14 protein-coding genes are annotated in these 23,112 nt (G+C 73.0%); 7 read left to right on the forward strand and 7 right to left on the reverse strand.

Annotated elements, in window-relative coordinates; all coding sequences use genetic code 11:
* Positions 1–3 precede the first annotated feature (3 nt).
* The 3 genes from ACFW9Z_RS29615 (at position 4) to ACFW9Z_RS29625 (ending at position 4,626) form a co-directional block, all read left to right on the forward strand.
* The gene (locus ACFW9Z_RS29615) at positions 4–1,290 is read left to right on the forward strand and encodes a carbohydrate ABC transporter permease (protein WP_384645679.1); all 1,287 of its coding nucleotides are present in this window, start codon (positions 4–6) and stop codon (positions 1,288–1,290) included.
* A complete protein-coding gene (locus ACFW9Z_RS29620; protein WP_384645645.1) occupies positions 1,287–2,165 on the forward strand; it encodes a carbohydrate ABC transporter permease in 879 nt (292 codons plus the stop codon). Before ACFW9Z_RS29615 ends, ACFW9Z_RS29620 begins: the two co-directional genes overlap by 4 nt.
* A gap of 196 nt (positions 2,166–2,361) precedes the next feature.
* Complete coding sequence (locus tag ACFW9Z_RS29625; protein WP_384645646.1) at positions 2,362–4,626, forward strand: CDP-glycerol glycerophosphotransferase family protein; 2,265 nt, start codon at positions 2,362–2,364, stop codon at positions 4,624–4,626.
* Between the two features lie 60 nt (positions 4,627–4,686).
* Here the strand turns inward: ACFW9Z_RS29625 and ACFW9Z_RS29630 are convergent, their stop codons facing one another.
* The 6 genes from ACFW9Z_RS29630 to ACFW9Z_RS29655 form a co-directional block, all read right to left on the reverse strand.
* Positions 4,687–5,829: a glycosyltransferase gene (locus ACFW9Z_RS29630; protein ID WP_384645647.1), complete on the reverse strand. Its 1,143-nt coding sequence runs from the start codon at positions 5,827–5,829 to the stop codon at positions 4,687–4,689.
* A complete protein-coding gene (locus tag ACFW9Z_RS29635) occupies positions 5,826–8,774 on the reverse strand; it encodes a CDP-glycerol glycerophosphotransferase family protein (protein ID WP_384645648.1) in 2,949 nt (982 codons plus the stop codon). Before ACFW9Z_RS29635 ends, ACFW9Z_RS29630 begins: the two co-directional genes overlap by 4 nt.
* Positions 8,771–12,250: a CDP-glycerol glycerophosphotransferase family protein gene (locus tag ACFW9Z_RS29640; RefSeq protein ID WP_384645649.1), complete on the reverse strand. Its 3,480-nt coding sequence runs from the start codon at positions 12,248–12,250 to the stop codon at positions 8,771–8,773. The genes ACFW9Z_RS29635 and ACFW9Z_RS29640 overlap by 4 nt, the downstream gene beginning before the upstream one ends.
* Positions 12,251–12,492: 242 nt before the next feature.
* Positions 12,493–13,359: a TylF/MycF/NovP-related O-methyltransferase gene (locus tag ACFW9Z_RS29645; RefSeq protein WP_384645650.1), complete on the reverse strand. Its 867-nt coding sequence runs from the start codon at positions 13,357–13,359 to the stop codon at positions 12,493–12,495.
* Between the two features lie 11 nt (positions 13,360–13,370).
* Positions 13,371–14,129, reverse strand: coding sequence for a methyltransferase domain-containing protein (locus ACFW9Z_RS29650; RefSeq protein WP_384645651.1), 759 nt, complete (start codon positions 14,127–14,129; stop codon positions 13,371–13,373).
* Positions 14,130–14,201: 72 nt separating this feature from the next.
* The gene (locus ACFW9Z_RS29655; RefSeq protein WP_384645653.1) at positions 14,202–15,398 is read right to left on the reverse strand and encodes a CDP-glycerol glycerophosphotransferase family protein; all 1,197 of its coding nucleotides are present in this window, start codon (positions 15,396–15,398) and stop codon (positions 14,202–14,204) included.
* 101 nt (positions 15,399–15,499) lie between these two features.
* On the opposite strand from ACFW9Z_RS29655, the gene ACFW9Z_RS29660 reads away from it, so the two are divergent.
* Both ACFW9Z_RS29660 and ACFW9Z_RS29665 read left to right on the forward strand, forming a co-directional pair.
* Positions 15,500–19,048, forward strand: a complete 3,549-nt coding sequence (locus tag ACFW9Z_RS29660; RefSeq protein ID WP_384645654.1) for a CDP-glycerol glycerophosphotransferase family protein — start codon at positions 15,500–15,502, stop codon at positions 19,046–19,048.
* A 190-nt stretch (positions 19,049–19,238) separates the two neighbouring features.
* Positions 19,239–20,465, forward strand: a complete 1,227-nt coding sequence (locus ACFW9Z_RS29665) for a hypothetical protein (RefSeq protein ID WP_384645655.1) — start codon at positions 19,239–19,241, stop codon at positions 20,463–20,465.
* A gap of 21 nt (positions 20,466–20,486) precedes the next feature.
* On the opposite strand, the gene ACFW9Z_RS29670 is transcribed toward ACFW9Z_RS29665, so the two are convergent.
* Positions 20,487–21,095: a TetR/AcrR family transcriptional regulator gene (locus tag ACFW9Z_RS29670; protein WP_384645656.1), complete on the reverse strand. Its 609-nt coding sequence runs from the start codon at positions 21,093–21,095 to the stop codon at positions 20,487–20,489.
* Between the two features lie 165 nt (positions 21,096–21,260).
* Between ACFW9Z_RS29670 and ACFW9Z_RS29675 the strand changes: the two genes are divergently transcribed.
* Both ACFW9Z_RS29675 and ACFW9Z_RS29680 read left to right on the forward strand, forming a co-directional pair.
* A complete protein-coding gene (locus ACFW9Z_RS29675; protein WP_384645657.1) occupies positions 21,261–22,220 on the forward strand; it encodes an ABC transporter permease in 960 nt (319 codons plus the stop codon).
* Positions 22,221–22,242: 22 nt separating this feature from the next.
* Entirely contained in the window at positions 22,243–23,028 is a 786-nt protein-coding gene (locus ACFW9Z_RS29680; protein WP_384645680.1) for an ABC transporter ATP-binding protein, read from the forward strand.
* Positions 23,029–23,112 lie beyond the last annotated feature (84 nt).

Below are 23,112 nucleotides of genomic sequence, written 5' to 3' on the forward strand. Positions count from 1 at the left end.
AGCGTGACCGGCACCCGCAAGGTCATCGCGGCGGCGTTCCTGCTGCCCGCGCTGGTGCTGCTCGGCGCGCTGGTGCTCTATCCGATCGGCTACTCCGTCTACCGGTCGTTCTTCGACCAGGCCGGTACGGGCTTCGCCGGGATCGACAACTACAAGGCGCTGTTCACCGACGACACGATCCGCACCGCGGTGAAGAACAACGCGATCTGGGTCGTCTTCGCCCCGACCGTCGCCACCGCGCTGGGCCTGATCTTCGCGGTGCTGACCGAACGCATCCGCTGGGGTACGGCGTTCAAGCTGATCGTCTTCATGCCGATGGCGATCTCGATGCTGGCGGCGGGCATCATCTTCCGGCTCGTCTACGACCAGGCGCCCGAGCGCGGGGTGGCCAACGCCGTCGTGGTGAGCGTGCACGACATGTTCAGCGAGTCGGCGGGCTTCCCCAAGGCGCGGCCGTTGCCCGTGCACCCGCTGGAGAAGGGTGAGGGCGGGTCGTACGTCTCCAAGGAGCCGGTACGGGCCGGGGTGCCGGTCCAGGTGCCCCTGGTCGGCGTGGCCCCGGCGAAGATGCCGGGCGACGCCCGCCCGGCGAAGGCGGACCCGGTGGCGGACGGGGACGCGATCACCGGTACGGCCTGGCTGGACTTCACCCGGGGCGGCGGCGGGAAGCCCAATGTCGTCGACCCGGAGGAGCTGGGGCTGAAGGGGCTCAAGGTCGAGGCGGTCCGGGACGGCAGGGTCGTCGCCACCGCGACCGCCGGGGCCGACGGGGTCTTCACCCTGCCCGCGTCGGCGGACGGGGCCCAACTGCGCCTGCCCGCCGACAACTTCCGCGAGCCGTACAACGGGGTCGACTGGCTCGGCCCGACGCTCGTGACGCCCGGGATCATCGGGAGTTACGTGTGGATGTGGGCCGGGTTCGCGATGGTGCTGATCGCGGCCGGGCTGGCCGGGCTGCCGCGCGAACTCCTGGAGGCCGCCCGGGTGGACGGCGCCAACGAGTGGCAGGTGTTCCGCCGGATCACCGTGCCGATGCTGGCCCCGGTCCTGGCGGTGGTGCTGGTGACGCTGATGATCAACGTACTGAAGGTGTTCGACCTGGTCTTCATCATCGCCCCGGGCTCGACGCAGGACGACGCCAACGTCCTGGCCCTCCAGCTCTACCGGTCCTCGTTCGGCACGGACGCCGACCTGGGCATCGGCAGCGCCATCGCGGTGCTCCTGCTCCTGCTGGTGCTCCCGGTGATGCTGTTGAACATCCGGCGGATACGGAAGGAGGCGCGGCGGTGAGCACGTCCACGAAACCCCGGGCCGAGCGGTCCCTCGGCGCCCGGATCGCGGCCCGTACCGGCGGCGGGGTGATGCGGGTCTTCCTGATCCTGGTCGCCCTGTTCTGGATCATGCCGACGATCGGCCTGTTCCTCTCCTCGCTGCGCAGCTCCGAGAACATCGCGGCGACCGGCTGGTGGAAGATCTTCACCGCCCCCTCCGAGCTGACCTTCGCCAACTACCAGCGGCTGCTGGACAATTCGACGATCACCGGTTCGCTGCTCAACACCATCATGATCACTGTGCCGTCCACCGTGCTGGTGGTGGTGATCGGCTCGCTCGCCGGGTACGCCTTCGCGTGGATGGACTTCCCCGGCCGCGACTGGTGGTTCCTGCTGGTCGTCGGGCTGCTGGTGGTCCCCGTGCAGGTCGCCCTGATCCCGGTCTCCGAACTCTTCGGCACCATCGGGATCTTCGAGACGACGCTCGGGGTGGTCCTCTTCCACACGGCCTTCGGGCTGCCGTTCGCGATCTTCCTGCTGCGGAACTTCTTCGCGGAGATCCCGCGCGAACTGCTGGAGGCCGCACGGCTCGACGGGGCGGGCGAGATCCGCCTCTTCACCCGGGTCGTGATGCCGCTGGGCGGTCCGGCGATCGCCTCGCTCGGCATCTTCCAGTTCCTGTGGGTGTGGAACGACATGCTGGTCGCGCTGATCTTCGCGGGCTCCGACTCGCCGCCGATCACCGTGGCGCTCCAGCAGCAGGTCCGGCAGTTCGGCAACAACATCGACGTACTGGCGCCCGGTGCGTTCGTGTCGATGATCATCCCGCTGGCGGTGTTCTTCGCGTTCCAGCGGCAGTTCGTCTCGGGCGTCATGGCGGGGGCGGTCAAGTAACCCAGCCCCTCATCCACACGTCATCCGTACGCACGACGCGACCGCACAGCCGTACGTCAACCGGAAGCGGCCCCGTTGCCCGGAACGGGGCCGCTTCGCCGCGCACTTCGCCCGAATGCCACGTACGGCGTAACCCTGTCATTCCATCCGACGTTTGCGGGCCACCTGGCCCCCGCGAACGACCCATGGATGTGTAGTGCCCCGGTTCACTGTCATCGTGCCCGCATTCCGGGTCCAGGCGTATCTGCACGCGTGTCTGGATTCCGTGCTGAACCAGTCCTTCAAGGACTACGAGATCATCGTGGTCGACGACTCCTCCCCGGACGCCTGCGGTCCGATCGCCGACGAGTACGCCCGCCGGGACCCCCGGGTCACCGCCCTCCACCTGCCCCGCAACTCCGGTCTCGGACCGGCCCGCAACGCCGGTATGGAACGGGCGTCCGGGGACTATCTGATCTTCCTGGACGGCGACGACACCCTCCTCCCGGAGGCGCTCCGGACCATCGCCGACCGGCTCGGGGCGACCGGTGACCCCGATGTCCTGATGTACGACTACGCGCGGACGTACTGGTCGGGCCGGAGCGTCCGCAACGTCCTCGCGGACCGGCTCGACGAGCGCGGACCCGCCTCCTTCCGGCTGGCCGACCGCCCCGAGCTCCTCCAACTCCTCATGGTCGTCTGGAACAAGGCGTACCGCCGTGCGTTCGTCGAGGCCGAGGGGTTCACCTTCCCGCCCGGCTACTACGAGGACACCCCCTGGACCTACCCGGTGCTGATGTCCGCCGGGTCGATCGCGGTCCTGGACGCGGTCTGCGTCTCCTACCGGCAGCGGCGGCGCGGCAACATCCTCTCCACCACCAGCGAGCGGCACTTCGACATCTTCGACCAGTACGACCGGGTCTTCGCGTACGTCGACGCCCGCCCCGAACTCGCCGTGTGGCGCCCGCTGTTGTTCCGCCGGATGCTGGACCACTTCTCGGCGGTCTACGCCTCCCGCGACCGCCTCCCGCTCCCCAGCCGCCCCGCGTTCTTCCGCCTGGCCACCGACTCCTGCCGCCGCCACCACACCCCCGGCGCCCCGGCCCCCCTCCCCGCCCAGCTCCGCCACGGCCTGATGCGGCTGGGCGCCCGGCGCACCTACCGGGCCCTGGCGGCCGGCCGGCGCCTCGGCAACGGGCTGCGCCGGGGCGCGACGGCCCTGCGCGGGGCGGTGCGGGGCGCGGCCCTCCAGGCGTACTACCGCCTCCAGCTCCTGCTGCCGCTGCGCTCCCGGGACGCCGTGTTCGCCGCCGACGGGGGCGGGGGGTACGCGGGCAGCCCGGCCGCGATCGAGGCGAAGGCCCGCGAGCTGGTCCCGGGGCTGCGGACCGCGTGGATCTGCCGTCCCGTCGACGCCCACACCGTGCCGACCGGCACCCGGCCCCTCGCGCCGGGCACCTTCGCGTACTGGAGCGCCCTCGCCCGCGCCACGTACCTGGTGAACAACGCCGACTTCGACCGGCGCCTGGTGAAGCGGCGCGGTCAGATCCTGCTCCAGACCCACCAGGGCACCCCGCTCAAGACCGTGGGCACCGACCTCCTGGACCGGCCCGCCGCCGCCCGGGACACCGACTTCGCCCAGCTTCTGCGGAACGTCGACACATGGGACTTCGCCCTCTCCGCGAACCCGCACTCCACCCTCGTACGGGAGCGGGCCTACCCGTCCGCGTACACGACACTGGAGTACGGCTCCCCGCACACCGACGTCTACCACCGCACCGGCCCCGCCGAGGTGGCCCGGCTGCGGGAGACCCTGGGCATCCCGGCGGGCACCACGGTCCTCCTGCACGCCCCCACGCACCGCGACTACCGGCGCGTCCAGCGGCCCGCCCTGGATCCGGAGCTGCTGATCCGGGTCCTGGGGCCGCGGTTCGTGATCCTGGAGCGCGCACCACGCGCCCGGAACGGCAGCGGTAGCGGTAGCGGTAGCGGTAGCAGGGGCGTTAGCCGTACGCGTACGACGACGCATCCCCGGATCATCGACGTGACCGGCCACCCCTGCCTGGAGACGCTGGCGCTCGCCTCGGACGCGCTGATCACGGACTACTCGTCGCTGATGTTCGACTACGTCAACCTGGACCGACCGGTGGTCCTGCATCTGGACGACATCGAGGCGTTCGAGGCGGCCCGGGGAACCTACTTCGACATCACGGCGTTCCCTCCCGGCGTCGTCGCGCGCAGCCAGGACGAGCTGTTCGACATCTTCGCCACGGACCACTGGCGCGGCTCGCGCTCGGCGCAGTTGCGCGCCGCGTTCCGGGCCCGGTTCTGTCCGTACGACGACGGGCACGCCGCCGAGCGCGTGGTGCGGCACGTCTTCCTCGGGGAGACGGACGGGCTGCCGCTGCCGGTCCCGCCCTCGGCCCGGCGGGCGGTGCTCCCGGCGCAGCAGAACCCGGCGGGGGTCCGGGCGGGCGGCTGAACCGCCGCCCGGGCCGCGTGCGACGACACCGGGACGCCCGCTCCACCTGAGCACCCCGCCTCAACGCTCCAGGAACGCGAACAGCTCCTCCCAGCGCCGCCCCACCTCCGGCTCGGCGAACCGCTGGACGCCGGAGCGCGCCCGGTCGCCCAGCGCGTCGCGGAGCCGGGGGTTGCCGGTCAGCCGGAGCAGCCGGTCGGCGAGGGCCGCGACGTCCCCGGCCGGGGCCAGGAGCCCGTCCTGACCGTCCCGGACGATCTCGCGGACCCCGGGCGCGCAGTCGAAGGCGGCACACGGCACCCCGCTGGCCATCGCCTCCAGAAGGGCGAGCGGGAAGCCCTCGCCCCGGGAGGACTGGACGAAGACGGAGGCGTCCGCGAGAGCCGCCTCCACGTCGTCCGTACGGCCCGCCCACTCCACGGACCCGTCGAGCCCGAGGGCCGTGCACTGGGTCCTCAGCGCCGCCTCGTCCTCGCCCGTCCCGTACACGCGCAGCCGCCAGTCGGGGCGCTGCGGGGCGACCAGCGCCCAGGTGTCGAGGAGGAGGTCGATGCCCTTCTGGTCGGTGAGGCGGCCGATGCTCGCCACGGTCCTCGCGGTGCGCGGGGAGGGCACATGGGGCAGCCGGGCCAGGGCGTTGGGCAGGAAGCCGACGTTGTTCATGCCGTCGCCCGCCCACCGGTCGGCGTCCTCCTCGGTGAGGACGAGCCAGTGGTCGATGTCCGCGTAGTGGTTCCTGATCCAGCGGTAGCGGTGGCTCGCGCGGGAGTAGTCGTAGGACTCGTGGCTCATCCCGATGACCCGCAGCCCGGTGGTGTCGGCCTCCCCGACCCACTCCATGGCCCACACCTGGGTGACGACGACGACCGCTCCGGGCCGGGCGGCGGCGAAGAGTTCGGAGAGCCGCGCGACCGCCCGCCGCTTCTCCGCCGCCCGGACCGCCTCCCGGCGCCGGGTGGGGACGCGGAAGCGGTCCCGGATGCCGTGGGGCGTCCAGGGGGTCGGGGGGTGGGCCGGGTAGAGGGCGGTGACGGGGTGGCCGGGCCGGGCGGGCAGGGCCATCTTCCGTTCGGAGGCGTGGATGCCGATGGTGTGGACGCGGTGGCCCAGCTCGGTGAAGAGGCGGGCGGTCTGGTGCGTCCAGGCGGTGACACCGCCGAGTTCGTCGGTGCTGTTGGAGACGATGAAGATGTCACGGCTCATCGGCCGGCCCCCCGGTCGTGGTGGTCGGTGGTGTGGCGGGCGGCGGTACGGGAGCCGAAGAGCGCGGCGACGACCTGTCGGGCCGCGTCCCCCCGGTCGTAAGCACCGAACTCTTCTGCGAAGGCCGCCCGTTGGGGCGCGTGACGCGTATCGGACTCCTTCAGCTCGGCCAGCTCCGCGAAGAGTTCGTCCTGGGTCGCGAGCACCGGGCCGGGCGCCTTCTCCCGCAGATCGAAGTAGCTGCCGCGCTCGGCGGCGTACGTGTCGAGGTCGGGGGCGTACAGGAGGACGGGCCGGTCCAGCAGCGCGAAGTCGAACATGATCGAGGAGTAGTCGGTGACCAGGACGTCGGCCAGGGCGAGGATCTCGCTGACGTCGTGGTGGCGCGAGACGTCGACCACCGTGCCGGGCGGGCAGACGGGGAGCCGGGCGGTCTCCAGGTAGTGCGCGCGGACGAGGAGGGTGTACGTGTCCCCGAAGCGCTCGGCGAACTCCCTTACGTCCAGGAGCAGTCGGCGCCTGTTCCGCTTTCCGCCCGCCGCCGGGCCGCGCCGGAACGTCGGCGCGTACAGGACCACCTTCCTGTGGTCGTCCAGTCCCAGCGCCTCGGCCAGCGGCGGGCGCGGCAGCCGTCCCTCGGTCTCCGTACGGGTGCGCTCCGCGATCAGGGCGTCGTTGCGCGGGTAACCGGTGCGCAGCAGCCGGTCCTCGGGGAGGCGGTAGGCGCGGGCGAGGGTGGCCACGTCGTGCTCGGAGCGGACGAGGAAGTGGTCGAAGCGGTGGACGGCCTGCTGGAGGCGTTGGCGCCGGGGTGCGTTCTGGAGGCGTACGCGGGTCTCGTCGAGGCCCATCCTCTTGTACGCGGAGCCGTGCCAGGTCTGGAGGTAGGTGGTGCGGGCGGGCTTGCGGAGGTGCTGCGGGAAGCCCTGGTTGTCGATCCAGTACTCGGCGCGGGCCAGCGCCCACAGGTACCGCCAGGACCAGCGGCGGACGAGGCGGGCGTCGCCCGGGAAGCCGGCCGGGGAGGTCTCGTAGGACCAGGTGGCGCGGAGCTTCAGCCCCTGTCGGCGGATCTCCTCGTGCAGGGCGCGCGGGCTGTCGCCGTAGCAGCGGCCCATGTGGCTCTCGAAGACGACGGAGCCGCGGCGGACGGGGAGCCGGGTGAGCCAGGTGTTGTAGGCGGTCGCCTTGAAGGACCGGGAGCGGTAGCGGTCCAGCCGTTTGCGCAGCGCGCGGGCGAGGAGCTTCGCCTTGCGGGCGGGGCGGAAGTGGGTGGCGTACCGCACCAGGCGGCGGGTGGTCCGGGCCGGGCGGCGGCGGGCGGTGAGGCGGAGGGCCAGGTGGTCCTTGAGGGTGATGTAGGGCTCCCAGGTGTCCCCGGCGAGGGGCCCGAGCCGGGGCCGGGCGGCGAACCGGACCGACCCTTCCACCAGGTCCTGCGGGGCGAAGAGATCGCTGACGGACCGGATCCCGCCCGCTTCGAGGATCAGCCGGGCGTCCCAGGCGGTGTCGCGTACGCCGAGGGGGCGCAGGAGGCGCGAGACGTCGGCGCGCGCCCCCCAAGTGATCCCGTTTCCGTCGCGCCGCACGTCCTCCACCGCGAACACGACGGCGCGCGCCCCGCCCCGAGCCCGGAACTCCAGGGAGGCGGTGAGGGGGACGTCGGGTTCGGCGAGGGGAACGTCGGGTTCGGTGAGGGGGGCTTCCGGGGCCGTGTGCGGGGGCAGCACGAGGCGGCCTTCCAGCAGCAGCCGGCCCTCCTCGGCGGTGCAGCGGGTGAGCCGGTTCATCAGCCGGGCCTCACCGAACGGGCGGTACTGGTAGCCGAGTTCGGTGATGTCCACACCGGCATGGACACCGGTGTCCGCGTCGGCGTCGATTCCCGCCGCCCCCTCACCGCCCCAGCGCACCCGCCCGTCCTCCCCCGTGACCAGCGGGGCGCAGATGGTGGCGGGACGGCTCAGCGCGTACGCCGCCGTCACCACGCCCTCCGCGTCGCCCCGGCCCAGCAGGGTGACCGCGACCCGCTCCAGCGGCGGCAGCTCCCGCGGTACGGGGCCGGTCAGGACGCGGGCGGCCGTGGCGGCGGTACGGGTGCGGCGGGCGGCGGGCAGCCGGGGGAAGGAGCGGGCCAGCGGCACCAAGTGGTCCCGTACAAAGGCCCGTTCCCGCTCCTCGCGCAGCCCGTGGGCGTCCAGGGCGTCCGCGACCCTGCGGTGGGCCTCCACCAGGGCGGCGAGGTCGCGGGCCCGGTCGGGTACGGCCCGGCCGGTCACGATCAGCCGCCGCACGAGCGCGATCCGGCCCACGGCCGCCGCCGCGAGGGGGCCGAAAAGGATCTCGCCGTACGCCAGCTCCTCGTCGTACCGCAGCCCGTGGCGCCGGGCGGCCTCCCGGCGCAGACAGAAGCCGGTCACCAGGGCGTCCCGGACGGCGAGTTCGGGGGCCTCGGTGAAGCGGGCGAGGGTACGGGAGCTCGCGTACAGCTCCTCCTGCCACGGCGGCTCCTGCTCCTTGCCGCTCTCGCCCACGGTCCGGCTCCACCGCCCGGCGACCAGGTCGGCGCGGCTGCGTTCGCCCGCCTGCCAGAGGTTGCGGCAGGCGTGGCGGTGGAGGCGTTCGCCGGGGGTGAGCACCAGGACGTACCGGCCCGTCGCCGCGTCCAGGCCCGCGTTGCGCAGGGCGCCGGTGGTGCGGACGTCCGGGTCGGTGCGGAGGAGCCGGACCCGGTCGGGGCTGGATTCGGCCAGGGCGAGGGCGGCGGTGCGGGTGGGTGCGTCGGCTCCGGGGGCGAGGACGACGACGGCCTCGGACCCGCGCAGGGACTGGCCGAGGACGGACGCGACGGAGGCGCGGAGGCCGTCGGCGCCTGCCGGGCCTTCGCGGTCCGCCGCCCCTCCCCCACCGCTTCCACCGGCGGTGATCACACAGCTGAAGTCGGTCATTCCTGTGCCCCCTTGAGCATCCGGTCGACGACCTGCACGGCCGCGCTCCCGTCATCCAGATCGCAGAACGCCTCCCGGAACCGCTCGTACGCCTCCCGGTGCCCGGCGACGGCGGCTTCCGGGTCGCGCAGGGCGTCCACAACTCCCCTGGATTCGGGGATCAGTGGCCCGGGGGCGCGGTGCTCGAAGTCGAAGCAGAAGCCGCGCAGGGTGTCCCGGTAGTGCGCCAGGTCGTAGGTGTGGAAGAGCATCGGGCGGCCGGTCTGGGCGAAGTCGAACATGATCGAGGAGTAGTCGGTGACCAGAACGTCGCTGATCAGCAGCAGTTCGGCGACGTCCGGGTGGCGTGAAACATCCCGCACGAAGTCGGTGTCGGGGACCGAGCCGCCGACGAGGTAGTGGCGGCGGACGAGGAGCACGTGGTCCTCGCCCAGGGCCTCCCGGGCCTGGTCCAGGTCGAGTTGGAGGTCGAGCCCGTACCGTCCGCCCTGCCGGGGCCGGTCCTCGCGCCAGGTGGGGGCGTACAGGACGACCCGCCGCCCCTCGGGGATCGCGAGCCGCTCCCGTACGGCGGTGGCGACCTTCGCCCGGTCGGGCGCGTACAGCAGGTCGTTGCGCGGGTAGCCGCACTCCAGGACCTCGCCCGAGTAGCCGAAGGCGCGGCGCAGGACGGGCGTGGAGAAGCTGTTCGGGGAGACGAGCAGGCTCCACTGGGCGGACCGGCGCTCCATGGAGGCCATATAGGCGGCATCCGCGTGCGGGGCGCCCGCGAGGTCGCGGCCGATGCGCTTGAGCGGGGTGCCGTGCCAGGTCTGGACGACGCACTGGCCCTCGGCCCGCTCGAACCACTCGGGCAGGTGGGTGTTGGTGACGACCCAGCGGCTCCGGGCCAGCGCCTCGTACCACGCGGCGCTGTGCAGGGCGACGGCACGGACGCCCTCGGGTACGGCGGCCTGCTGGTCGCGGACGACCCACAGGTGCTCGATGTCCGGTGCACGGGCGGCCAGTTCGCGGCGGATCGCGCGGGGCGAGTCGGAGTACTGGCGGCCGTCGAAGCTGGAGTAGAGGGCGGCGGGGCGGAGTTGGTCCCGGTCGGCGGCGCGCAGGACGGCGTACCGCTCACGCTGGATCCGCTGCCCGTACGGGCCCCGCTCGGCGGCCGGCAGCGCACTGCCCGACTCCAGGACGAGCCGGTCGTGGTGGCGCCGCTGGAGGGTGAAGGGCCTTCCGCCCGCGTCCCGTTGGAGGGGCAGGGTGGCGTGGAGCGGGGTGGCCAGGCGCAGCGGCCGATAGGTGTCGGGGTCGCGCTCGCCCGGCTCGCGGAGGAAGAGGTACCAGCGCCCTTCGGCGAGCGGCAACGGACCACCGGGCCCGTCGACGGCGGCGGGATGGACGACAGCCCGGAAGTGACCGGCCTCCCCCAACTCCACCCCCACGACCGCCTCTTCATGGTGGCCGCTGTGCCGCAGCACCAGCTCACCGATGGCGCCGGACGGCTCCGGGAAGGCCCCTTCGAGAACCAGCTCCCCTGCCTCGGCCCACGCCACGGAGGTGACGACGGGCTGTACGGGCCGGTCGGTGAGGACGAGGTCGCCGGAGGGGTTGGGGGCCGCGTACAGCTCACGGCCGCCGGGGAGCGGATACCGCCCGTCCTCGGCGTCGGTCCGGGCGGCGACGGTCAACTTTCCCTTTTCTCCCACCAGTTGGACTCCCCAGATCCCGTCACCCCCGTCCTCGCATCCCGCGAAGGCGCTGAACGGGATATCGGCGGCCCGGGAGCCGAGCGAGCCGCGCAGGGCGAACTCCTGGGTCTCCTTCGTACGCCACTCGGTCAGCCGCAGCGCGACGGGCCCGTCGTCGTCGAGGACCTTCACCTCAAGGCGGAGGCAGTCCTCGGCGGCCGACTGCCCGGTGAGGACGGCGGCGACCCGTTCGGTGCGCAGCTCCAGCTTGTTGCCGGAGAGCACGGGGACGATCCGGGTGCGCTCGTCGGTGTACAGGGCGGTGGGCGGGGCCGGGGTGGAGGTCAGCCGCATCGGGCCCCGGCGCACCCGTCCCGCCCCGAACAGGGCGGCCTCCAGCTTCCAGACCGTACGCCCGCCCCTGCCCTTCACCTTCCCGGCGAGGGTGCGCGGGTCGACGGCCGCCTCGAACCCGGCGCGGGCGTAGCGGTGCAGGGAACGGCCGGAGCGGGCGGTGGCCTCGTCGCCGCTGATGCTGTCGCCGCCCCCGGTGGCCCGCAGGCGCAGCGGGACCAGCCGCTTCCCCGACCGCAGCCAGCCGAGCCGAGGAGGCCCGCCCGGGGCGTTGCGCACATAGGCGTACCCCGTCAGCCGCAGCAGCCCGTCCCGCCACACGGCCTCGGTCAGGTGGGCGTGGACGGGCAGGTCGGCGGCGGCGAGCGCGGTGGCGGCGGGCGGCAGCGGGTCGCGGACGGCGGGGTGGTGGGCGCGGGGGCGGAGGAGTCCGCGTACGTGGAAGGCGTCCCGGTCCGTCTTCTCCTCCGCGAGCAGGGCGAGGAGTTCCGCGAGCCGGCGCTCCCGGATGAGCTGCCACTTGACGCGCAGGTCCAGGGGCAGCCCGGTGAAGACATCGGGCGCGACGGTGGCGGCGAAGGCCCCCGCGTGTTCGAGGAAGGCCGCGTGGAACTCCTCGTCGCCGTCCGGCAGGGCCTCGATGAAGAGCCACAGGTCGCCGGAGAGCGCGTGCGCGTCGTAGCGCCGCTTGGCCTCGGCGAGGCCGGGGCGGCCCGCGAGGAAGGTGCTGACGGCGGTGACGGCGGTGACCCGGTCGCGGATGCCCCGGGGGACGGCCCGCCGGGTGGTGATCGAGCCGTCCCGGTCGCGCCAGTGGTAGACGGGCTCCTCGACGACGTCGACCGAGCGGGCCAGGAAGTGGGCGGGCAGGACGACGGCGATGTCCTCGTACAGCACGCCCGCCGGGAAGGCGAAGGCGTGTTCGTCCCAGAAGGTGCGGCGGAACACCTTGTTGCAGGCGATGCGGTCGCCGAGCAGGATCCAGTCCCGGGTGACGTGGGTGGCCGAGCGGGCCTTCTCCATCGGCTTGCGGAACATCGGGGACTGCTCCAGTGCCCCGTTCGCCCGCAGCCGGAGCACGTTCCCCGTGGCGAAGTCGGAGCCGGAGCGGTCGAGTTCGGCGAGCATCCGTTCGTACGCGCCCGGGGGGACGACGTCGTCACTGTCGACGAACGTCAGGAACTCCCCCTCCGGGTGTGCCTCCCGGACCCCGGCGTTACGGGCCGCGCCCAGCCCGGCGTTCTCCTGTCGGATCAGCCGGAAGCGGGGGTCGCGGTCCACGAACTCCTGTGCCACGGCAGGCCCGTTGTCCGTGGAGCCGTCGTCGACGAGGACGATCTCCAGGTCCGCCATGGTCTGTTCGGCGAGCGAGGTCAAGCAGGCACCGAGGTACTCCTCGACGTTGTAGAGGGGGACGACGACGGTGAGACGGGGTGCCATCGCAGCGCACGATCCTTCCGGGCGGACGACAAGGGGAACCAGCGGACGACAGGGGAAACCAGCAGGGGCGCGGGGGCCATGGGGTACGGGGGCCATGGGGTACAACCCGCGCCACGGGGACCGGTCACCCGAGGGGAGCCGTTCGGGTGACGGTGAGGGCGGGTTTACGCGTACGGGGGCGCGCCCGCGACGCGGCCGAGCCCCGTACCGGGAAGGGCACGGGGCTGGGCAGCTCCAACAGCTCAGGGCTTGACGGCGATCCGGCCCTCGTCCATGCGCAGCAGCAACAGCCGCTCGCCGGTCTTGTCGAGGAACTCGTCGACGGCCTGCCGCGACCCCTGCCAGTAGCCGTAGTCGTCGATCAGCAGCACACCGCCGCTGACCAGCCGGGAGTACAGGTGCTCCAGCTCGTGCCTGGTCGAGGCGTACCAGTCGGTGTCGAGCCGCAGGATCGCGATCTGCTCGGGCGCCTGCCCGGGGACCGTGTCCTCCACCCGCCCCTGCACGTAGTGGATGCGCTCCTTCGGATACGGGACGCCCTCGAACCCGGCCTGTACGTCCTCCAGCGAGGCGACCGCCCAGATCGGCCGGTCCTTGCCCTGGGCGTCCAGCAGCTCCTGCGCCGGGCGGCCGTCGCGCCGAAGGTCCTCGGCGGTGGGCGGGGTCATGCCCTCGTACGTGTCGAAGAGGTGGAGCTCGCGCTCGGTCTCCCCGACGGAGAGCAGGGTCCGGGCGCAGGCCTGCATGGAGCCGCCGCGCCAGACCCCGCACTCGACGATGTCCCCGGGGATGTTGTGCCGGGCGATGTACCGGGTGGCGAGGATGAAGGCGTTGAGCCGCTCCGGCGAGGTCATCGTGTACGGCTTGACCGCCCGGATGATGTCCCTGGCCTCGTCGTCGTAGTCCTCGGGGAAGGCGAGGGCGGGCTTCTTCACCGGGGGCTTCTCCGCCTGCGGCTTCGGGTCCTCCGGGGCGGGATCGGCCGGGGCCGTGCGGGCGGCGGGCACCGTCACGCGCCTGAGCTGGTATCCGGTGAGCTGCTGAAGGACGCCGTTGACGGCGTTGCGCCAAGCCATGGACCGGGACAGTACGCGCGCTTTGTGGCGCATGTCACTTTTCGTCAACCTGCCATTGATCGGGGCGGGTTCTGTTCGAGCGAAGGTGCCGGTACGGGGACAGCCTTCGGGCGGCCGCACTGCTCGCGGCCGTCCAGCGGCGGGGGCAACGGTACGGAGTCGACACCGCCGACCCGGTTCGCCCACCAGACCGCCAACTCCCTTACGGCGAACATCGTCAGCCGGGGGTAGCGCTGCGGCTTGCGGAAGACGCCGACGGAGTCGCCCCAGTAGGCGGCCTTCCTGTCGATGGCCCGGTAGTCGTGCCAGATGCCCTTCTGCGGAGGGAAGTCCGTGTAGGCCTCCCGGAGTTCGAGCCGGGAATGCGCGGCCAGGGCACGGAACCCGTCCGGGTAGTAGCGCCAGCAGTCCTGGGCGTCGTGGACATGGCCGCGCGAGGGTGCGGTGATGAAGGCGTGGCCGCCCGGCTTCAGGACCCGGGCGATCTCCAGCATCGACGCCCAGAAGAACGGGATGTGCTCGAACGCCTGCCCGGACAGCACGACATCGGCGCTGTCGGAGCGGGCGGGGATGCGGTACGGCTTCTTCATCACCGCGTCCACGTTGGGCCCGTCCTGCACATCGACGCCGAAGTAGTCGATGGGGTGCCCGGCGAGGAGCGCCCGGTGGGTACGGGTCTGTTTGCCGGAGATACGGGAGCCGAGGTCGACGACCCGGTAGGTGCCGTTGCCGGACGCGGGTCCTTCGACCGGCAGATACTCCCGGACGCAGAGTTCCATCTGCTCGTAGGCGGACCGGTGCATGGACGTCTCCCAACCTCGCTGTGTACGTGCCCCGCTGTGTACGTGCCTCGCTGTGTACGTGAGCTGTCGGAATCAACGACCGCGCGGGGCAAAGGGGACGCCGAAGAACCGCCGTACGACCCGTTCCGCCGCGCCCCCGTCGTCGTACGGGCAGAACCGCTCCCGGAACGTGGTGCGCAGCGCGGCCGAGGCGGGCGAGCACCACTCCCCCGTGCGGAACACCTCGGCCAGCTCCTCGGGGGTGGTGGTGACGGGGCCGGGGGTGTCGCCGGACCGGCCGGAGAGCAGGTCGAAGTAGGTCCCGCGTGCCGTCCGGTAGGCGTCCCAGTCGGGGGCGTGGACGACGATCGGCCGGTCCAGGCAGGCGTAGTCGAAGGTCAGGGAGGAGTAGTCGGCGATCAACGCGTCGGCGGCCAGGCAGAGTTCCTCGACCCGGGGGTGGGCGGTGACGTCCAGGACGCGGCCGGTCGGTACGCCACCGAGCCCGGCGGACCGCCCGTAGAAGTAGTGGGCGCGCACCAACACCACGTACTGCGAGCCGAGTTCACGGGCGAGGCGCTCGGGGTCGAGATCGGGCACGAAGCCTTCGCGGTAGTCGCGGTGGGTCGGGGCGTAGAGGAGTGCGGTCCGGTCCGGGGGGATGCCGAGTTCGGCGCGGATCTTCGCGATGTCCTCGGCGGTGGCGGTGAAGTAGACGTCGTTACGGGGATAGCCGAGGTCGAGACATTCGTACGCGGCCGGGTAGACACGGTCCCAGACCTCCGTGCTGTGCGGGTTGGCGGAGAGGCTGAAGTCCCACTGGCCGACATGGGCGAGGATCTTGCCGAAGTCCGCCTTCCGGGCCAGTTCGGGGTAGGCGCGCTGGTCCAGGCCCATCGTCTTGAGCGGGGTGCCGTGGTGGGTCTGGAGGTAGCGCTGGCCGGGGCGTTTGGTGAAGCCGCCGGGGAAGCTGGAGTTGTTGACCAGGTACGTGGCGGTGGCCATCGCCCGCCAGTAGGGGCGCGAGCCCTCGATGACGTACGGCACGCCCGGGGGCATCCGGTCCCGGTGCCGGGACGAGACGACCCACACGCCCCTGATGTGCGGGGCGAGTTCGCGGGCCTTGGCGTGGATGGCGGCCGGGTTGCAGGCGACGCCCCGGTTCCAGTAGGCCCCGTAGACCGCGAGGTCCGGGTCGAGCGGGCGGCGGAGGTCGGTGCGGTAGGCGACCCGCATGACCTGCCTGCGGACGAACCGCTTCACGGACGCGGCGGAGGCTCTGGGCGGCATGGCAGCCGAGCGTAATCCGGGACGCGGGGCACGGGCGCCCCGCGTTCACCCGTTCGGGGCAGCGCCGGTGACCCCGGGCCCCGGCCCCTGTTGACCAGAACATGAAGCCACCGCTCCTCAGCGTCGTCGTCCCGGTCCACAACGTCGAGGGCTACCTTGAGGACTGCCTGCGCTCGGTGGCGGAGCAGAGCCTCGACGCGATCGAGGTGGTGATGGTCGACGACGGCTCGACGGACGGCAGCGGGCGGATCGCCGCCGAGTTCGCCGCCCGGGACAGCCGCTTCCGGCTGGTCCGGCAGCGGAACGCCGGGCTGAGCGCGGCCCGCAACACCGGTGTCCGGCACACCACCCCCACCGTGCCCTACCTGGCGTTCGCGGACAGCGACGACTTCGTCGTCCACGACGCGTACGAGCGGATGGTGGCCTCGCTGGAGTCGACCGGTTCCGATCTGGTGACCGGCAACGTGTGGCGGCTGACCGGGCAGGGGCGGCAGCAGGCATGGCAGTACCGCTGGCTGACCTCCTCCCGGCCCCGCACCCACATCACCCGGGACCCGCGCCTGCTGGCCGACCGGGTGGCGTGGAACAAGGTGTTCCGGCGCTCCTTCTGGGACGGGCACGCCTTCGCCTTCCCCGAGGGGAAGCTGTACGAGGACACCCCGGTGATGATCCCCGCGCACTACCTCGCGGGGTCCGTCGACGTCCTGCACGAGCACGTCTACTACTGGCGGGTGCGGGAGGGTTCGATCACCCGGCGGCGTACGGATGTCACGGGCGTACGGGACCGGATCGCGGCGTGTGAGCAGGTCAGCGCGTTCCTGGGCAGCCACGGGGGCGCGGAGCGGCGGCGGGCGTACGACGCGTCCTGTCTGCGCGACGACTTCGGGTACTTCCTGGACGGCCTCCCGATGGGCGGTCCCGCGTACCGGGCTGCGTTCCTGGAGGGGGCCGGGGCGTTCGTCGAGCAGGCGGGGGACGGGGTGCTGGAGGGGCTGCCGGTGGAGCTGCGCATCAAGTGGCGGCTGGTGCGGGAGAGGCGGCTGGAGGAGCTGCTGGCCGTCCTCGCCTTCGAGCGGGCCAACGGGGTGGGGACGTTCGCCGTGGAGGGGCCGCCGGGGCGGCGGCGAGCGGTCTACCCCGGCGTGCGCGGCGCGAGCGCCCGGCTCGCGCGCACCGACGTACCGGCGGTCGCGCGGCTCGTGGAGGCGCGGTGGGGCGCGGACGGGAAGCTCCGGCTGCGCGGGTACGCCTACCTGCGCAACCTCCCGGCCGGGTCGGCGCGGCAGCAGCTCAAGGTGGGGGTGCTCCGGGCGGAAGCGGGCCGTCGGGTGCGGGCGGTTCCGGTGCGTTCGGTCTGCCTGCCCGAGGCGACGGTGAACTCCGGTCAGGAGCTGCACGGTTACGACCACGCGGGCTTCGAGATGGTCCTCGACCCGGACCGGCTGTCCCCTGCGGGGGGCAACGGCGGTGGCTGGCTGGTCGGCCTGGTCGTCGCCGCGCGCGGGACGGTACGACGGGTGGCGGTGCGTGCCCTGGACGCGGGGGCGGACCAGCCGCTCGTGCACGACCTGGGCGACGGGCGTCGGGCGGTGCTCGACCACCGGGGCGGGCGGCTCCGGGTGAGGGTGGCGCGGCCGGCGGCGCTGGTGGAGGGGAGCGGGGGTGCGGAGGGGAGCCCGCTGGAGCTGGTGGGCCGGTCCTTCGGAGGCCCTGAGCCTGTGGCCCTTGTGCTGATGCGCGAGGGGGGCGAGGAGCGTTCGTTCCCGGTGGAGTGCGGGGCGGATACCGGGGGTGCGGGGCGTGGGGTGGCGTTCACGGTACGTGTCCCTCTCGACGGCCTCGCCGCCGTACCGCCCGCCCCTCACCGGGGCCCCCGTGAGGTCGCGGCGGAGAGCGGCGCGCGGTGGCGGACCCGGCTGCTGCTCGCCGACGGGACCCGCGTCCCGCTGCCCGCCGCCCCGGAGCTGCCGCCGCCCGCGTGTGCGGACGCGGCGGGGGAGCTGGTGGTGGAGCTGGGCGGGCTGCCGGTGGCGGACGGGGTGGAGCGGCTGGGGGACGGATCGCTGCGGGTCTCGGGGACGTACGCACAGGTCTCCTTGGGGGCGGCATCCGCACCCGGCCCCGGCCGCCTCGTCCTCCGTCACGAAACGCTGCACGAGACACTCCCCGTCACGGAGGTCACCCTCGAAGGCCACCCCGGCCACCCCGGCCACCCCGGCCACCCCGGCCGCCCCACCACCCGCTTCTCCGCGCGGATCGCCCCGCCGCTCCCCGAAGGCCGCTGGGGCCTCCATCTGGACGGTCACCCCGTACGCGTCCTCACCTCCCTCGCCGCCCGGCTCCCCTGCGGCGACTCCGCCCTCGCCCTGGAGCGGCGGAACGGCGACCGGCTGACCGTCGTGGCGGGACCGGCGCTCCCGGTCGCCGAGCGGAGCGCGTACAACAGACGGCTCCTGCGCGCCGCGCACCACCCCACGCACCACCACCCGGCGCACCACCACCCCGCGCGGCGCACCACCACCGCCACGGCTGCGCCCCCGCTCCTCGACGCCGTCCTCTACATGGGCGGCGACTCCCCGCGCGCCGTGCACGCCGAGCTCGTGCGCCGGGGCACGGAGACCGAGCACCTGTGGGTCACCGGTACCACCCCCGGCCGTACGACCCACGTACCACCCGGCGCGCGGGCCGTCCCCGTGCACAGCGCCGGGTGGTACGAGGCCCTGGCCCGCGCGCGCCGGATCGTCACGGACGACCATCTGCCCGCCTGGTTCGAGCGGCGCCCCGGGCAGAGCGTCGTCCAGACCTGGCACGGCACCCCGCTCGGCCGCTTCGGCACCGGCCTGACGGACACCCTCTACGCCGACCACCAGCATCTCGCCACCCTGGCGCACCGATCGGCCCAGTGGTCGGTACTGATCTCCCCGAGCCGCTTCGCCACCCCGTTGCTGCGCAGGTCACTGGCGTACGGAGGGGAGGTGCTGGAGGCCGGGTCGCCCGCCAACGACGTGCTGTTCCCGCCGGACCGGGACAAGGCGGCCGAGGAGGTCCGGCGCACGCTCGGCGTCCCGGAGGACCACCGCGTCGTGCTGTACGCGCCGACCTACCGCGACCACCTGGCCCACCCCCCGTCCGCCTCCCGCGACGCCCCCGACCGCACGGCCCCCGGCCCGTACCGCTGGGATCCGGCGCTCGACCCGCACGCCCTCGCCCGCTCCCTGGGCCCCGGCCACACCGTGCTGGTCCGCAGGCACCCCCGGGTCACGGGCGGGGTCCAGGACGGGCCCGGGGTGCTCGACGTCTCCCGCCACCCGGGGGCGGCCGGGCTCCTCCTCGTCGCGGACGTCCTGGTGACCGACTACGCGGGGCTGATGTTCGACTTCGCGCTGACGGGCCGCCCGATGCTCTTCCACACGTACGACCTGGAGCACTACCGCGACACCGTGCGCGGCTTCTGCCTGGACTTCGAGACCCGGGCGCCCGGCCCGCTGCTGGTCACGACGGAGGAGGTGGCGCAGGCGCTGCGCTCCACCGGGGCGCTGGCCGCCCGGCACGCGGACGCCTACGAGAGCTTCCGCCGCGACTACTGCGACCTGGACGACGGCGGGGCGGCGGCCCGGGTCGCGGACCGGCTGCTGGCGGACAGTCTGTAAGCCCCCCTCACGCCCCCGTCACGCCCCCGTCACGCCCCCGGCATCCCCTGCGTCCCCCGGAATCGACGATTCCCGCACGTCCCCGGGACCCTGCCGGTCCCTGCGCGTCCCCGGAATCGGCCGATCCCCTCACGTCCCCCGGAAGAGTGGCGGCCGGGAGGGACGGCCCCGGGCACGGAACCCATGACCTGTGTCCCTCTCCTCTCCCACCCCCGCTCCGTCCGACGCCCCTCCCCCGCTCGTCCCTCCCCCGGCGGCCGATGACGACGAACGCGTCGTAGCGCCCCGATGGCTGCCCTCGCCGTACGTCCTGCTGGGCGGGCTGCTGTGGGCGGTGCTGTCGGCGGCGGCCTGGAACGTGCCCATGTGCTGCGAGGCCGGGCTGAACGCGGCGGTCGTCGAACGGCTGCGGAGCAGTCTGCTGCACCCGGCGTTCCCGATGACGGACCTGCCCGCCGCGGCCAGCGCGCACTACTCCCCGTACGCCGTGCTGCAGGGCCTCACCGCCCGCGCCGCCGGGCTCTCCGGGCAGATCGTGCTCGCGCTGTCCGCCGCCGTGAACCTGGCTCTGCTGCTGACCGGGATCGGCCGTCTGGCCCGGCTGCTGACCCCGAGCCGCTGGGTGCCGGTCCTCGCGCTGGTCCCCCTGGCCCTGATCCACTGGGCGGACCCGGGGCGGTGGAGCGCGCCGAGCACGTTCGCCGTGGCGGTCGCCCTGAACCTGTGGGCCTGGACCGGTCACGCGGTCACCCGGGTCCCCCGTACGGGCTCCGGGCGGCTGCCGGGGAGGGTGCCCCGGTGGGCGGAGGCGGCCGGGATCGGGGCCCTGCTCGGGCTCGTCCTGCTGGTCCATCCCCCGACGGCGCTCGGTGCGGCGCTGGGCGTGGTGGCGCTGGTCGCGGTGAAGCAGCGGACCCGGATCAGGCCGACGTTGCGGAGGTGGGCGCTGGCCGCCCTGTGCACGGTGGCCGTGGCGGCGGTGTGGCCGTACTACAACGGGCTCACCGCCGTGCAGGCCCCGAAGTCGTCCCCCGGGGCCACGAGCAGCCCGTCGGGCGGCGGGGCGCCGGTGACGGGGGAGCCGTACACCTGGGCCACCGCGCACATCCCGCCCGGCGAGGTGGTGCTGACGGACAGCGTCCCGGCCATGTACGCCCTGGCCGGGCACGGGGCGTTCGTCCTCGCGGACGGGGTCCCGGACGCGGGGCTCGCGGCGGCGGAGCGGAGCGCGCGGAGCCGGGCGGTGGCCGCCTACCTGGACGCGGCGACCCCGCAGGAGGAACGGGACCGGATCACCGGGCGGTACGGGGTGCGGTGGGCGCTGCTCACCCGGTTCCAGCGGCTGCCGCAGAACGCGACGGTGCTCGCGTACAGCCCGCGTACGGGAGAGGTGCTGTCCCGCGTACCGGAGCAGTGACCCCCTGGTCAGGGCTTTGTTTCAGCCGCTCCGCAGCGCGGCGACCGCCGAGGCGGCCAGGTCGTCCAGATACCCCTTCGGCAGCTCGCCCCGGACCACGACCAGGCGCCAGTACAGCGGCCCCACGATCAGGTCGAGCGCCCGGTCCGGATCGCTCCCCTCCGGCAGCTCCCCCCGGGCCACCGCCGCCCTGACCACCACGGCGGCGACGCCCTGCTGCTGGTCGAGCAGGGCGGCCTTGATCGCCTCGGAGATATCCGGGTTGCGGGCCGCCTCCACCAGCAGGTCCGGGATGACCTGCGAGGCGACGGGGTGGCGCAGGGCGTAGGCGGCCAGTCCGAGGACGGCGCGGACGTCCCCGTACAGCGAACCGGTGTCCGGTGCGGGCATCCCCTGCGCGGCGACCGCGGCGACCAGGTCGAGGACGAGGGCGAGCTTGGACTTCCAGCGCCGGTAGACGGCGGTCTTGCCGACCCCGGCGCGGCGCGCGATGCCCTCGATGGACATCCGGGCGAACCCCACCGAGGCCAGTTCCTCGAAGACGGCCGCGCGGATGGCGTCGGTGACGTCCTCGCGCAGGACGGCGGCGCCCGCTGGGGCGCGGCGGCGGGTTCCCCGTTCGGTGGTCATGGCCCGAATGATAGTGCGCGACGACGGGACGGTTGCGTTGCGACGTACAAGCGTCCTACTCTCGGCGTTACGACGATACGGTCCCGTCCCCACGAGGGCGTCCCCACGGGACCGTACCGTCCTGCTCCACTTCCCCCCTCCCGCTTCCGTCGAAAGCGATCGTTCGTGGTGAGCCAGACAGCAGCCCCGCCGCCCCCGGTGACCTCCTCTCCCAAGGACGCCCCGGCCACCGAGCCCACCGCGCCCGTCTACGCCCCCGGTGAGCTGGCCGCCCTCGCCGCCCGGCACGGCCTGACGGTCAGCGGCGCCCGGCCGTCGCTGCCCGCGTACCTCCGGCAGCTCTGGGGGCGGCGGCATTTCATCGCCGCGTTCGCGACGGCCAAGCTGACGGCCCAGTACAGCCAGGCGAAGCTGGGCCAGGTCTGGCAGATCATGACGCCGCTGCTGAACGCGACGGTCTACTACTTCATCTTCGGCGTCCTGATGGACACCAAGCGCGGGGTGGAGGACTTCGTTCCGTTCCTGGTCACCGGGGTCTTCATCTGGACGTTCACCAGCAGCTCGATCACCGCGGGCACCCGGGCGATCAGCGGCAACATCGGCCTGGTGCGGGCCTTGCACTTCCCGCGCGCCTCGCTGCCGGTGGCGCTGGCGCTCCAGCAGTTGCAGCAGCTGCTGTTCTCGCTGGGCGCGCTGACCCTGATCCTGCTGGTGTTCGGCCAGTTCCCGCGGCCGTCGTGGCTGCTGGCCATTCCGGCGCTCGCGCTCCAGGCGGTGTTCAACACGGGCGTCTCGATGGCCGTGGCCCGGCTGACGGCGAAGACCCCGGACATCGCGCAGCTGACGCCGTTCGTGCTGCGGACCTGGATGTACTCGTCCGGGGTGATGTGGAGCCTGGACCACCTGCTGGCGGGAGAGCGGGTGCCGCACGCGGTGATGGTGATCCTGGAGTACAACCCGGCGGCGCTCTACATCAACCTCATGCGGTACGCGCTCATCGACAGCTACGGCGCATCGCAGTTGCCGCCGCACGTGTGGGCGGCGGCGGCCGGCTGGGCGCTGCTGTGCGGGGTGGCGGGATTCGTGTACTTCTGGAAGGCGGAGGAGACGTACGGACGTGGCTGACCTCAAGAACATCTCGAAGAACATCGCCGAGGACATCCCCGCAGACGACCGCGTCCCGACGGTCGTGGTGGACGACGTCCACATCACGTACACCGTCAACGGCGCCCGTACGGGCAAGGGCAGCGCGACCTCGGCGCTCAGCCGGCTCACCTCGCGCCGCCGTACCCCCGGCGCACGCCAGGTGCACGCGGTGAAGGGCGTCAGCTTCGCCGCGTACAAGGGCGAGGCGATCGGCCTGATCGGCTCCAACGGCTCGGGCAAGTCGACCCTGCTGAAGGCCATCGCGGGCCTGCTCCCGCCGAGCCGGGGCAAGGTCCACACCCAGGGCCAGCCCTCGCTGCTCGGGGTGAACGCGGCCCTGATGAGCGATCTGAGCGGCGAGCGCAACGTGGTGCTGGGCGGGCTCGCGATGGGCATGACACGCGAGCAGATCCGCGAACGCTACGACGAGATCGTCGACTTCTCCGGCATCAACGAGAAGGGCGACTTCATCTCGCTCCCGATGCGTACGTACTCCTCCGGCATGGGCGCCCGGCTCCGCTTCTCCATCGCGGCCGCCAAGAGCCATGACGTCCTCCTGATCGACGAGGCGCTGTCCACGGGCGACGCGAAGTTCCGGCGCCGCAGCAAGGACCGCATCAAGGAACTCCGCGCCGAGGCGGGCACGGTCTTCCTGGTCAGCCACAGCAACAAGTCCATCACCGAGACCTGCGACCGCGCGTTGTGGCTGGAGGCGGGCACGCTGCGGATGGACGGCCCGGCGGAGGAAGTGGTGGCGGAGTACGAAAAGTTCACAAAACGCAAGTAGCAGAGCAGCCCGCCCGCGCCGATCCAGCCCGTCCGGCGCTTGAGGACATCCTCCAGCCCGTCCGGCGTTTGAGGACGGACCCCA

It is taken from the genome of Streptomyces sp. NPDC059452 (genome assembly GCF_042750035.1).
Classification (GTDB): domain Bacteria; phylum Actinomycetota; class Actinomycetes; order Streptomycetales; family Streptomycetaceae; genus Streptomyces.